General features: G+C 57.3%; 12 protein-coding genes. All 12 read right to left on the bottom strand.

What is annotated here, in order from left to right; all coding sequences use genetic code 11:
- Positions 1–187: 187 nt before the first annotated feature.
- The 12 genes from rfbA to serC all read right to left on the bottom strand — a co-directional run bounded on the left by rfbA (position 188) and on the right by serC (position 12,612).
- The gene (gene rfbA / locus KGB14_RS01250) at positions 188–1,075 is read right to left on the bottom strand and encodes a glucose-1-phosphate thymidylyltransferase RfbA (RefSeq protein ID WP_223483740.1); all 888 of its coding nucleotides are present in this window, start codon (positions 1,073–1,075) and stop codon (positions 188–190) included.
- A complete protein-coding gene (gene rfbD / locus KGB14_RS01245) occupies positions 1,072–1,965 on the bottom strand; it encodes a dTDP-4-dehydrorhamnose reductase (RefSeq protein ID WP_223483739.1) in 894 nt (297 codons plus the stop codon). The genes rfbA and rfbD overlap by 4 nt, the downstream gene beginning before the upstream one ends.
- Complete coding sequence (gene rfbB, locus KGB14_RS01240) at positions 1,962–3,038, bottom strand: dTDP-glucose 4,6-dehydratase (RefSeq protein ID WP_223483738.1); 1,077 nt, start codon at positions 3,036–3,038, stop codon at positions 1,962–1,964. The genes rfbD and rfbB overlap by 4 nt, the downstream gene beginning before the upstream one ends.
- A 225-nt stretch (positions 3,039–3,263) precedes the next feature.
- Positions 3,264–3,503 carry a LapA family protein gene (locus KGB14_RS01235; RefSeq protein ID WP_223483737.1) on the bottom strand — a complete coding sequence of 80 codons (240 nt, stop codon included), beginning with the start codon at positions 3,501–3,503 and terminating at the stop codon, positions 3,264–3,266.
- Positions 3,504–3,530: 27 nt separating this feature from the next.
- Positions 3,531–3,827 carry an integration host factor subunit beta gene (ihfB, locus tag KGB14_RS01230; RefSeq protein WP_003369729.1) on the bottom strand — a complete coding sequence of 99 codons (297 nt, stop codon included), beginning with the start codon at positions 3,825–3,827 and terminating at the stop codon, positions 3,531–3,533.
- 150 nt (positions 3,828–3,977) lie between these two features.
- Positions 3,978–4,256 (bottom strand): hypothetical protein, encoded by a 279-nt coding sequence (locus tag KGB14_RS01225; RefSeq protein WP_223483736.1) that lies wholly within the window; start codon positions 4,254–4,256, stop codon positions 3,978–3,980.
- Between the two features lie 317 nt (positions 4,257–4,573).
- Entirely contained in the window at positions 4,574–6,265 is a 1,692-nt protein-coding gene (rpsA, locus tag KGB14_RS01220) for a 30S ribosomal protein S1 (RefSeq protein ID WP_008148721.1), read from the bottom strand.
- A gap of 120 nt (positions 6,266–6,385) precedes the next feature.
- Complete coding sequence (gene cmk / locus KGB14_RS01215; protein ID WP_223483735.1) at positions 6,386–7,075, bottom strand: (d)CMP kinase; 690 nt, start codon at positions 7,073–7,075, stop codon at positions 6,386–6,388.
- Positions 7,072–9,279 carry a bifunctional prephenate dehydrogenase/3-phosphoshikimate 1-carboxyvinyltransferase gene (locus KGB14_RS01210; RefSeq protein WP_263294490.1) on the bottom strand — a complete coding sequence of 736 codons (2,208 nt, stop codon included), beginning with the start codon at positions 9,277–9,279 and terminating at the stop codon, positions 7,072–7,074. The genes cmk and KGB14_RS01210 overlap by 4 nt, the downstream gene beginning before the upstream one ends.
- A gap of 28 nt (positions 9,280–9,307) precedes the next feature.
- Positions 9,308–10,420 carry a histidinol-phosphate transaminase gene (gene hisC / locus KGB14_RS01205; RefSeq protein ID WP_223483733.1) on the bottom strand — a complete coding sequence of 371 codons (1,113 nt, stop codon included), beginning with the start codon at positions 10,418–10,420 and terminating at the stop codon, positions 9,308–9,310.
- A gap of 12 nt (positions 10,421–10,432) precedes the next feature.
- Positions 10,433–11,527, bottom strand: a complete 1,095-nt coding sequence (pheA, locus tag KGB14_RS01200; protein ID WP_030128742.1) for a prephenate dehydratase — start codon at positions 11,525–11,527, stop codon at positions 10,433–10,435.
- On the bottom strand, positions 11,527–12,612 hold the full coding sequence (serC, locus tag KGB14_RS01195) for a 3-phosphoserine/phosphohydroxythreonine transaminase (protein WP_223483732.1): 1,086 nt from the start codon (positions 12,610–12,612) through the stop codon (positions 11,527–11,529). The genes pheA and serC overlap by 1 nt, the downstream gene beginning before the upstream one ends.
- Between the last annotated feature and the right edge of the window lie 93 nt (positions 12,613–12,705).

Genomic DNA, 12,705 nt, shown 5'->3' with positions numbered 1-12,705 from the left:
TCGAGGCAGTCACGGCAACGAATTAGTTCCCGAAAAATTGCTCAGTGAACGGAGCCGTAAATTCTGTCGGCCATTCTACAGGTAGCATCGCAAATTAATAACTCAGACGCCGACCGGTGAAATAAAATCACCTGAGATAATATGAATATGCCATCAAAACGGCATTACACTTCTGCATTGATCAACCTCAGCGGGAATGGGTTTCCAGTAGCCTTTCCAAGTATTGACCATAACCAGTCTTTCCGAGACGCTCTGCTTGAGCTGACAACTCGGCTGCGGAAATCCACCCGTTGTTATAGGCAATTTCTTCCAGACAAGCCACCTTCAAGCCTTGACGCTTCTCTATGGTATGCACGAAGTGGCTAGCTTCGAGCAGCGAATCGTGCGTACCAGTATCCAGCCAGGCGAAGCCGCGACGAAGCATTTCGACTTTTAGCGATTTCTGTTCAAGATAAACACGATTTATGTCAGTGATTTCCAGCTCACCACGGGCGGACGGCTTGATATTTTTGGCGATCTCGACAACTTGGTTGTCATAGAAATATAAGCCAGTCACCGCATAGCTGGACTTGGGATTCAGCGGCTTTTCTTCGATGCTCAACACCTGCCCACTTGCGTCGAACTCCACCACACCAAAGCGTTCCGGGTCAGACACGTGATAGCCGAAAATGGTCGCGCCGTGAACCTGACCGCTGGCGGCGCGCAGATGCTCCGCAAACTGACCATAAAAAATATTGTCACCCAGTATCAGACAGCAAGGATCTTGGCCAATGAACTCTTCGCCGATAATGAAGGCTTGCGCCAAACCGTCCGGGCTAGGTTGTTCGGCATAGGTCAGGTTGATACCGTAAAGAGAGCCATCTCCCAACAGCTTTCTGAAGTTAGGCAAATCATCGGGCGTGGAGATAATCAGAATTTCACGCATTCCAGCGAGCATCAGCACCGACAGCGGATAAAAGATCATCGGCTTGTCGTAGATCGGCAGCATCTGTTTGGACACGCCGAGGGTCAATGGGTGCAGACGAGTGCCCGAGCCGCCAGCGAGGATGATGCCTTTACGATTTGTCGTGGTCATTTATTCAGGACTTCCATAAGCATTCGGGTGACACCACTTTGCCAATCCGGCAAATATAGAGAAAAATTGTCACGCAGTTTCTGAGTGCTCAACCGGGAATTCAGAGGGCGGCGCGCCGGTGCTGCATAAGCGCTCGCATCTATCGAATTGATCACCATGACAGCAAGCTCTTCGCCATTGGCCTTGGCAAAATCGATCACATGGCTGGCGTAACCGTGCCAGGACACTTCGCCACTGGCCGCCAGATGATACAGGCCCGCCAGCTCAGGGCGCTGCAAGACCTGCCGAATGGCCAGCGCCGTCACATCGGCAATCAAATCTGCGCCGGTCGGGGCACCGATCTGATCAGCGATGACGCTCAGAGTGTCGCGATTCTTCGCCAGACGCAGCATGGTCTTGGCAAAATTATTGCCACGAGCGCTATAGACCCAACTGGTGCGGAAGATCAGGTGTTTGCAGCCCGAAGCAGCAATCGCCTGCTCGCCGGCAAGTTTGCTGGCGCCGTAGTGATTCAGCGGGGCAACGGCATCTGTCTCTTGCCATGGTGTCAGCCCTTCACCATTGAACACGTAGTCGGTCGAATAGTGGATCAGCCAGGCACCCAGGGATGCAGCCTCTTCAGCCATCACTTGGCTTGCCTGACCATTCACAAGGTCGGCCAGGTGAGTATCGGACTCAGCCTCATCCACAGCGTTGTAAGCGGCAGCGTTGACGATAATGTCAGGTCTCACCTGACGGATCGTCGTACGCAGTGCGTCAAGGTCGGACAAGTCACCGCTCAAACCATCAACTGGGTGACGATCCAGCGCAATCAACTCGCCAAGCGGCGCGAGAGAGCGTTGCAGCTCCCAGCCGACTTGACCGTTTTTTCCCAGCAGTAGGATTTTCATGCCTTGCTCGAGCGATCTGCGTAGTTCTGGTCAATCCATTGCTGGTAGCTGCCGCTCTTCACATGAGCAACCCATTCAGTATTGTTCAGGTACCACTCGACGGTTTTGCGAATACCGGTTTCAAATGTTTCTTCCGGCGTCCAACCCAGTTCGCGTTGAATTTTGCTGGCATCGATTGCGTAGCGCTGATCGTGGCCCGGGCGATCCTGAACGTAGGTGATCAGGCTGGCATGTGGACGATGAGCGGAGTCAGGACGCAGTTCGTCGAGCAATGCGCACAGGGTATGCACCACTTCGATGTTTTGCTTCTCGTTATGGCCGCCGATGTTGTAGGTCTCGCCGATCAAGCCTTCGGTCACGACTTTGTACAGTGCGCGAGCGTGGTCTTCGACGTAGAGCCAGTCACGGACCTGGTTGCCTTTGCCATAGACTGGCAGCGGCTTGCCTTCCAGTGCATTGAGAATGATCAGCGGGATCAACTTCTCGGGGAAGTGGCAAGGACCGTAGTTGTTCGAGCAATTGGTGACCAGGGTCGGCAGGCCGTAGGTACGGCTCCAGGCGCGAACCAGGTGATCGGAGCTGGCCTTGCTGGCCGAGTACGGCGAGCTTGGCTGATACGGCGTGGTTTCGGTGAAGAGGTCTTCCGGACCTTCTAGGTCTCCGTAGACTTCGTCGGTGGAAATATGGTGGAAACGGAAGTTGGCTTTACGCGCATCATCCAGTGCCGCCCAATAATGGCGCGCAGCTTCCAGCAAGGTGTAGGTGCCGATGATGTTGGTCTGGATGAACTCGGATGGACCGGAGATTGAGCGATCAACGTGGGACTCTGCGGCCAGGTGCATGATGGCATCCGGTTGGTGTTCACGCAGGACACGATCTACTTGGTCGCGGTCGCAGATGTCGACGCGTTCGAACACGTAACGCGAGTTCTGGCTGACTTCTGCCAACGATTCAAGATTACCGGCATAAGTCAGTTTATCGACGTTAACGACAGAGTCGGCAGTGTTGGAGATGATATGACGAATGACTGCCGAGCCGATAAACCCGGCGCCGCCGGTTACTAGAATTTTCACGCGAAACCACACCCTTGAGTTGCTGACAGGGCCGCCAACCGCGCACTGTCTAATCCATGAATGCAAAAGCCATCAAGTTCGCCGAGGCTTCTGACAGAGTCAGTCTGAACCGATTAGGGAATGCCCTATCGACCAAGCGCAGCATTTTACAGCTTAATGAAGGTTTTACTAATGGATATGGACAAGCTGTGACGCAATTCGGTGCATATAAAGGGTTTATCGCAATCAGACAAGACGCTTGCGTGAGGCTCTGGACATACGTCCCAGAAACCAGCCGAGAATCGGCCCGATCACCATGCCAATCAGCAGCGCGATCACCATGATCAGCGATACTGGTAACTGTGGGCCCGCCCAGCCCAGGAACAGCAGCGACACGCCTTGCTGGTTCTCCAGAACAAACGCCAGGATCACAAGAACAAGCAACAGGGCAAATACAGCGAGAAGTACGCGCTTGAGGTTATGCATCAGCGGTTCCTTGAAGTGCAGCAGCTGTCAAAGCCCTTCTTCCTCGTCCTCGTTCACACGATCGCGCAGTTCTTTGCCTGGCTTGAAATGCGGAACGAACTTGCCGTCGAGGCTGACGGACTGACCGGTTTTTGGATTGCGACCTACGCGCGGCGCGCGATAGTGCAGGGAGAAGCTGCCAAAACCACGGATCTCGATTCGATCACCGGTGGCCAGACATTGGGACATTTGCTCAAGCATGGTCTTGATGGCCAGCTCCACATCCTTGGATGAGAGCAGCCCTTGATGGGTGACAATTCGTTCGATCAACTCCGACTTCGTCATATTTTTCCCTTCTTTTTCAAGCAGCTAGATCAGCGCTTCAAAGGTTTTAGCATGCCCGGAGGAATTTGAACAGCCCGAGTGCTTGACATATCTTTCCTGGCAATACGATGCCCGATTTCAGAGCACCGCAAGCTTGCTCAAGCCCCGCATTCATCTACAGATAACCAGCATGGTCCGCGTCAGGTAACCCGCGGGATTGAAGCCGAAAGGGAATTCATCTTCTTCTTTCGCGTCATCGGACCTCACGACGACTTTATAGCCCGCGCCCTTGCACTCCCTGGCGGCTCGTTTGTGACACTTATCCCATCCTGAACCCAACCCTGAACAATCGATCTCTATGCCACTGACTCCGCGCACCGCATGAGTCTTGGCATTGGTGGTACAGCCAGCCAATGTCAGTACTGCTATCACGACAAAGAGCTTGTTCATTCATTTCCTTATGCCAGACGCATTGCCTGGCGGTCGTTCACTTCAGACTAAGCCTAGCCTTGAATAGACGATTGACCTGCATGAAGTAACAGACAGCTTATGTAGATCATTGGTTTCACGAAAGAAATAAGGCGGCGAGCAAATCTCTTTTCGCAGGAGCCAGGCTGCCGGCGAAGGAGCCCTTAAGAGCGCCTTCGCCGGCAAGCCTGACTCCTGCGAAAAGCGGTGGCGTCAGCCCTCCCCTCCCTGGGATTCACCAAATCGCAGACACAAAAAAGGGCGACCGAAGTCGCCCTTTTTCTATGGTCTGACAGAACTCAGTTCTGTTTTTCCATTTGTGCACGCAACAGGTCGCCCAGAGTGGTAGGACCAGCAGCGATGCTATCCGAAGGCTTGTCTTTCAAGCTCTGGATGGCCTCTTTCTCTTCAGCATCGTCTTTCGACTTGATGGAGAGCTGGATTACACGGCTCTTGCGGTCAACGCTGATGATCTTGGCTTCTACTTCCTGGCCTTCTTTCAGAACGTTGCGCGCGTCTTCAACGCGGTCACGGCTGATTTCGGAGGCTTTCAGAGTCGCTTCGATATCGTCGGCCAGAGTGATGATGGCGCCTTTAGCGTCAACTTCTTTCACGATGCCTTTAACGATGGCGCCTTTGTCGTTCTCTTGAACGTACTCGGAGAACGGATCGCTTTCCAGTTGCTTGATACCCAGGGAGATGCGCTCGCGCTCTGGGTCAACCGACAGGATAACGGTGTCCAGCTCGTCACCCTTCTTGAAGCGGCGAACGGCTTCTTCGCCCACTTCGTTCCAGGAGATGTCGGACAGGTGAACCAGACCGTCGATGCCGCCGTCCAGACCAATGAAGATACCGAAATCGGTGATCGACTTGATGGTGCCGGAGATTTTATCGCCCTTGTTGAACTGGCCAGAGAAATCTTCCCACGGGTTAGATTTGCACTGCTTGATGCCGAGGGAGATACGACGACGCTCTTCGTCGATGTCCAGAACCATGACTTCCACTTCGTCGCCGACTTGTACGACTTTCGAAGGGTGGATGTTCTTGTTGGTCCAGTCCATTTCGGAAACGTGTACCAGGCCTTCAACGCCTTCTTCCAGCTCAGCGAAGCAGCCGTAGTCGGTCAGGTTGGTTACACGAGCGGTAACGCGAGTGCTTTCTGGGTAACGGGCTTTGATAGCAACCCATGGATCTTCGCCCAGTTGCTTGAGGCCCAGGGAAACACGATTGCGTTCGCGATCGTACTTCAGAACCTTGACATCGATCTCGTCGCCAACGTTGACGATTTCGGAAGGATGCTTGATACGCTTCCAAGCCATGTCGGTAATGTGCAGCAGGCCATCGACGCCACCCAGATCGACGAATGCGCCGTAATCGGTGAGGTTCTTGACGATACCTTTGACTTGTTGGCCTTCCTGCAGGGATTCCAGCAGAGCTTCACGCTCGGCGGAGTTCTCGGCTTCGAGGACGCTGCGACGGGAAACGACAACGTTGTTGCGTTTCTGGTCGAGTTTGATGACCTTGAATTCCAGCTCTTTGCCTTCCAGGTGCGTGGTGTCGCGCACTGGACGGACGTCAACCAGAGAACCTGGCAGGAACGCACGGATGCCGTTAACGTCGACAGTGAAGCCGCCTTTAACCTTACCGTTGATAACGCCCTTGACCACTTCTTCGGCTGCGAAGGCTGCTTCCAGAACAATCCAGCATTCAGCGCGCTTGGCTTTTTCACGGGACAGCTTGGTTTCACCAAAGCCGTCTTCAACCGAGTCCAGAGCAACGTGAACTTCGTCACCGACGTTGATAGTCAGTTCGCCAGCATCGTTGTAGAACTGCTCAAGCGGGATGAGTGCTTCAGACTTCAGGCCAGCGTGAACGGTTACCCAGCGAGCTTGGTAATCGATATCAACGATAACACCGGTGATGATGGAGCCTGCCTGAAGGTTCAGGGTTTTTAGGCTTTCTTCAAAGAGTTCCGCAAAGCTTTCGCTCATTTTAATTCCTGTTGATGAGGGCGAAGAATACGCCCATCTCCACACCCCAGACGGTGTGGGTTAGTTTCATTTAAAAGAAGCCACCGCAGGACTATGACTGGTCCCCTGCGGCCTTCTTGGTCACCCGGCGATATCGCGAATGGCGATCTCACTCATGATGCGTTCCAGCACCTGGTCGATGGACAATTCCGTGGAATCCAGCTGTATGGCGTCAGCCGCCGGCTTGAGCGGGGCTACCGCTCGCTGGGTGTCACGCTCATCGCGCGCACGTATCTCATCTAGCAGACTCGACAGACTAACACCATCGACTTTGCCCTTCAACTGCAAGTATCGACGGCGCGCACGCTCCTCGGCACTGGCAGTGAGGAATATCTTCAACGGCGCGTCGGGAAATACCACCGTGCCCATGTCGCGACCATCGGCCACCAGACCCGGCGACTCCTGAAATGCCCGCTGGCGCTGCAGCAGTGCCTCACGCACGGCAGGCAATGCAGCGACCTGCGAGGCACCCGAACCGATACTTTCGGTGCGGATGACATCACTGACTTCATCCCCCTCCAGAATAATGCGCTGCAGCTGACCTTCGGTCGCCGCAATGAATTGCACATCCAGATGAGCGGCGAGCTTCTTGAGCAGCTCCTCATTGGTCAGATCGACGCCATGGTTATACGCCGCGAACGCCAGCAATCGATACAGCGCACCGGAGTCCAGCAGATTCCAGCCCAGACGCTTGGCCAGTATCCCGGCTACAGTGCCCTTGCCAGAGCCACTTGGCCCATCAATGGTGATGACCGGTGCGATGACTTTCACGACTGCGCCTCTTGTGCAACACGAATACCGACCTGCGCGCACAGCGCGAGGAAGTTCGGGAACGAGGTCGCAACGTTGGCGCAATCATGGATGCGGATCGGTGCGCTGGCGCGCAGCGAAGCCACGCTGAACGCCATGGCAATCCGGTGATCGCCGTGACCGTGCACTTCGCCGCCGCCGATCTGGCCGCCGTCGATGATGATGCCATCCGGGGTTGGCTCGCACTTGACGCCCAGCGCCAGCAAACCATCCGCCATCACCTGGATCCGGTCCGACTCCTTCACGCGCAGCTCTTCGGCGCCACGCAGCACGGTGCGCCCTTCGGCACACGCAGCGGCCACGAACAGCACCGGGAATTCGTCGATGGCCAGTGGCACCAGCGCCTCAGGGATCTCGATACCTTTGAGTTTAGCTGCCCGTACGCGCAGATCCGCTACCGGTTCGCCGCCCACTTCACGCTGGTTTTCCAGGGTGATGTCAGCACCCATCAGGCGCAGGATGTCGATCACGCCGGTACGGGTCGGGTTGATGCCGACGTGCTCGAGCACCAGCTCCGAACCTTCGGCAATCGACGCCGCCACCAGGAAGAACGCCGACGACGAGATATCGCCCGGTACTTCAATATGGGTCGCGGTCAATTTGTGGCCGGACTCGACCGAGGCGGTCGCGCCATTGACGGTCACCGGATAGCCGAAGCCGCGCAGCATGCGCTCGGTGTGGTCGCGAGTGGGTGCCGGCTCGGTGACGGTGGTCTTGCCTTCGGCATACAGACCCGCCAGCAGCAGGCAGGATTTAACCTGGGCGCTGGCCATCGGCATGGTGTAAGTCAGACCCTTGAGCTTGTTGCCACCACGAATGGTCATCGGTGGACGACCTTCAGCGGCGGTCTCGATCACGGCGCCCATCTCGCGCAGTGGATTGGCCACGCGATTCATCGGACGCTTTGACAGCGAAGCATCGCCGGTCAGCGTGCTATCGAAGTCCTGCGCAGCCAACAGGCCAGACAGCAGACGCATAGAGGTGCCGGAGTTGCCCAGATAGATCGGGCCTGGCGCAGGCTTCAGACCGTGCAGGCCAACACCATGAATGGTCACACGACCGTGGTGCGGGCCTTCGATGACGACGCCCATGTCACGGAAAGCTTGCAAGGTCGCCAGGGCGTCTTCGCCCTCGAGGAAACCTTCCACTTCGGTGACGCCTTCGGCCAGGGAACCGAGCATGATCGAACGGTGGGAAATCGATTTGTCGCCCGGTACGCGAATCCGCCCAGTCAGGCGGCCACCAGGTTGTGCCAGGAAAATCAGATCGTTGGAATTCATAGCGTCCACATAGGCCCGGCGGGCCAGGATTTTACTGAAATGCTCGCGGGCAACCCGGGCGCGTGTGAACACGCCCAATAATTGGTGCCCATCCCCTGCATCGACCGCGTCGCGCAAGGCGTCGAGGTCGCTGCGAAATGTATCGAGTGTGCGCAGGACAGCTTCGCGGTTGGCGAGGAAGATGTCGTGCCACATGACCGGGTCGCTACCGGCGATTCTTGTGAAATCGCGGAAACCGCCCGCAGCGTAACGGAAGATCTCAAGATTTTCATTGCGTTTGGCCAACGAATCGACCAAACCGAACGCCAGCAAGTGCGGCAAATGGCTGGTCGCCGCCAACACTTCGTCGTGACGCTCGACCTGCATGTGCTCGACGTCGGCGCCCAATTCGCGCCACAACCGGTCGACCACCGCCAGCGCGGCCGGGTCGGTCTGATCCAGCGGCGTCAGAATCACTTTATGGCGACGGAACAGCTCGGCATTGGAGGCTTCCACCCCGCTCTGCTCGGAACCGGCAATCGGATGCCCCGGCACGAAACGCGCCGGCATGCCGCCAAACGCCTCGGTCGCCGCGCGCACCACATTGCCCTTGGCGCTGCCAACGTCGGTCAGAATCGCTTGCCCCAGATCCATGCCCGCCAACTTGGCCAGCAGCTTCTCCATGGCCAGAATCGGCACCGCCAACTGAATCACATCAGCGCCCTGGCAAGCTGCGGCCAGGTCTTCTTCGCAGCGATCAACCACGCCCAACTCGACCGCCAACTTGCGCGACTGCGGGTCGAGATCGACCCCGACCACTTCGCGGCACAGACCGCTTTCACGCAAGCCTTTGGCAAACGAACCGCCGATCAACCCCAGACCGACCACCACCAGGCGACCGATCATAGGTTCAGCAGATTGCAGTGCAGTGACATCAACCACGAGCCATAACCTTGGTCAGCGCCTCGAGGAAGCGGCTGTTTTCCGCCGGCAAACCGATGGTGATACGCAGGTGGTTCGGCATGCCGTAGTTGGCCACCGGACGCACGATCACGCCTTCACGCAGCAGCCCCTCGAATACCGGAGCGGCAACGCGCCCCAGATCGACGCAGATGAAATTGCCTTTGGAGGGAATCCAGCTCAGCCCCAGTTCACGGAAACCCGCTTGCAACTGTTGCATGCCGGACTCGTTCAAGCGACGGCTTTCGGCCAGGTACTCGACGTCTTGCAACGCAGCACAAGCGGCGGCCAGTGCGAGGCTGTTGACGTTGAATGGCTGACGCACGCGATTCAGCACATCGGCGACGATGGCCGAGGACAAGCCGTAACCGACCCGCAACGACGCCAGACCATAGGCCTTGGAGAAGGTGCGCGAAACCAGCAGGTTCGGATAGGCCGCCAGATAGTCCAGGCCATCCGGCAAGTCGCTGCCTTCGGCGTATTCGATGTAGGCCTCGTCCAGCACCACCAGCACATGGGCCGGTACGTCCTGCAGGAAATCATCCAGCGCTTGGGCGTCGAACCAGGTCCCGGTCGGGTTGTTCGGGTTGGCGATGAATACCACACGAGTATTGGCATCTATCGCGGCCAGCATGGCCGGCAGATCATGACCCCAGTCTTTGGCCGGAATCACTTTTGCCTGAGCACCAACGGCTTGAGTCACGATCGGATAGACCGCAAACGCATGGGCGCTGAACACCGCGTTCAGGCCCGGCGCCAGGTAGGCGCGCGCCACCAGCTCCAGAATGTCGTTGGAGCCGTTGCCCAACGTCACCTGGTTCAGCTCGACGCGGCACTGATCGGCCAGCAGGGTCTTGAGCGCAAAACCGTTGCCGTCCGGATAGCGGGTCAGCTCGGTCAGCGCTTCGCGAATCGCTGCCAATGCCTTGGGGCTGGCGCCCAGCGGATTTTCGTTGCTCGCCAGTTTGACGATATTGGCCGGATCGAGGTTCAGCTCACGGGCCAGTTCGTCCACGGGCTTGCCCGGAACGTAAGGCGAAAGTTGTTGCACGCCCGGCTGTGCCAGAGCGAGGAAGTTGCCACTCATTTGCTACCGCCCTTAGAGAACTGCTTTCGGGTAGGAACCCAGCACTTTGAGTGCCACTGCTTCCTGACTGATCTTTTCCAGCACACCTTTGATCAGCGGATCGCGATGGTGGCCGACGAAGTCGATGAAGAACACGTAGGTCCATTTACCGCTGCGCGACGGACGGGTCTCGATGCGCGTCAGGTCGATGCCGTTGTCGTGGAACGGCACCAGCAGCTCGTGGAGCGCGCCGGGTTTGTTGCTCATGGAGACGATGATCGAGGTCTTGTCGTCGCCGGTCGGCGGTACTTCCTGGCTGCCGATCATCAGGAATCGCGTGGAGTTGTCCGGGCGATCCTCGATTTTCTCGGCCAGGCGAGTCAACCCGTACAGACCGGCGGCCATGTCGCCGGCGATCGCCGCCGAGTTCCACTCACCCTTGACCCGCTTGGCCGCTTCGGCGTTACTCGAAACCGCCACGCGCTCGACATTCGGGTAATGGGCGTCCAGCCACTTGCGGCATTGGGCCAGGGACTGGGCGTGGGAATAGATACGGCTGATGCTGTCGGTCTTGGTGTTTTCACCAACCAACAGATGATGGTGGATGCGCAGCTCGACTTCGCCACAGATCACCATGTCGTGCTCGAGGAAGCTGTCGAGGGTGTGGTTGACCGCGCCCTCGGTGGAGTTTTCCACCGGGACCACGCCAAAGTTCACCGCACCGGCCGCCACTTCACGGAACACTTCGTCGATCGCCGCCATCGGCTTGCTGATCACCGCATGGCCGAAGTGCTTCATGGCCGCTGCCTGAGTGAAGGTGCCTTCAGGGCCGAGGTAAGCCACTTTCAGTGGCTGCTCGAGGGCCAGGCACGAGGACATGATTTCGCGGAACAACCGCGCCATCTCTTCGTTGCCCAGCGGCCCCTGGTTACGCTCCATCACACGCTTGAGCACCTGAGCTTCACGCTCAGGACGATAGAACACCGGCACTTCGCCTTCGGCCAGCGAGGCCATCTTTACTCGCGCAACTTCCTGGGCGCAGCGTGCGCGCTCACTGATCAGCTCCAGGACTTTTTCGTCCAGAGCGTCAATGCGCAGGCGCAGTGCCTTGAGTTCTTGCTCAGACATTAACCGTGTTCCTTCTCGAACTCTGCCATGTACGAAATCAGTGCGTTGACCGCAACGATATCGACGGCGTTATAGATGGAGGCACGCATGCCGCCCACGGAACGGTGGCCCTTGAGATTCAGCAGGCCGCGTTCGTCGGCGCCAGCCAGGAACGGCTTGTCCAGACGGTCGTCAGCCAGACGGAACGGCACGTTCATCCACGAGCGGTCGGACTTGTTGATCGGGTTGCTGTACAAGCCACTGGCGTCGATGAAGTCATACAGCGTGCGCTGCTTCACTTCATTGAGTTTGCCGATGGCTTCGACACCACCCTGCTCTTTCAGCCACTCGAACACCAAGCCGGACAAGTACCAGGCCAGGGTTGGCGGCGTGTTGTACATCGAGCCGTTATCGGCCGCGACCTTGTAGTTGAGCATGGTCGGGCAAATGGAACGGGCGTGACCCAGCAGGTCTTCGCGAACGATGTTCACGACAACGCCACTCGGGCCGATGTTTTTCTGGGCGCCGGCGTAGATCATGCCGAAGCGCGAGATATCCACCGGACGCGAGAGAATGTCCGAGGACATGTCGGCCACCAGCGGCACATCACCGGTTTCCGGAATCCACTGGAATTCCAGGCCGCCAATGGTTTCGTTCGGTGCGTAGTGAACGTAGGCCGCGTCGGCAGACAGACTCCATTCGTTCTGACCGGGAATAGCGAAATAGTCGTAAGGCTTGGCGGTCCCGGCAACGTTGACGTGGCCGTAGCGCGAGGCTTCCTCGATGGCTTTCTGCGACCAGATACCGGTGTCGATATAGTCGGCGGTGCCGCCTTCCGGCAACAGGTTCAGAGGAATCTGAGCAAATTGCTGGCTGGCGCCACCTTGCAGAAACAGCACTTTATAGTTCGAGGGGATATTCAGCAGATCACGAAGATCCTGCTCGGCCTTGGTGGCAATGGACACGAACTCATCGCTGCGATGGCTCATTTCCATGACCGACAGGCCCTTGCCGTGCCAATCAAGGAGTTCACCCTGGGCGCGCTTCAGGACAGCTTCGGGAAGCGCCGCAGGACCGGCACAGAAGTTATAGGCTCTCTTGCTCACATCCAATCTCGCTCTGATTTGGTGGTATCACGCAATAAATCACAACATCAATCGACACGGGTCCCTGCTGAAGCAAATATTTGTGGGAGCGAG

Origin of the sequence: Pseudomonas sp. A-RE-19, from assembly GCF_019956555.1 — a bacterium.
Classification (GTDB): domain Bacteria; phylum Pseudomonadota; class Gammaproteobacteria; order Pseudomonadales; family Pseudomonadaceae; genus Aquipseudomonas.
Note: the sequence above shows the minus strand (reverse complement) of the source record. Positions and strands in the feature narration are given on the sequence as shown.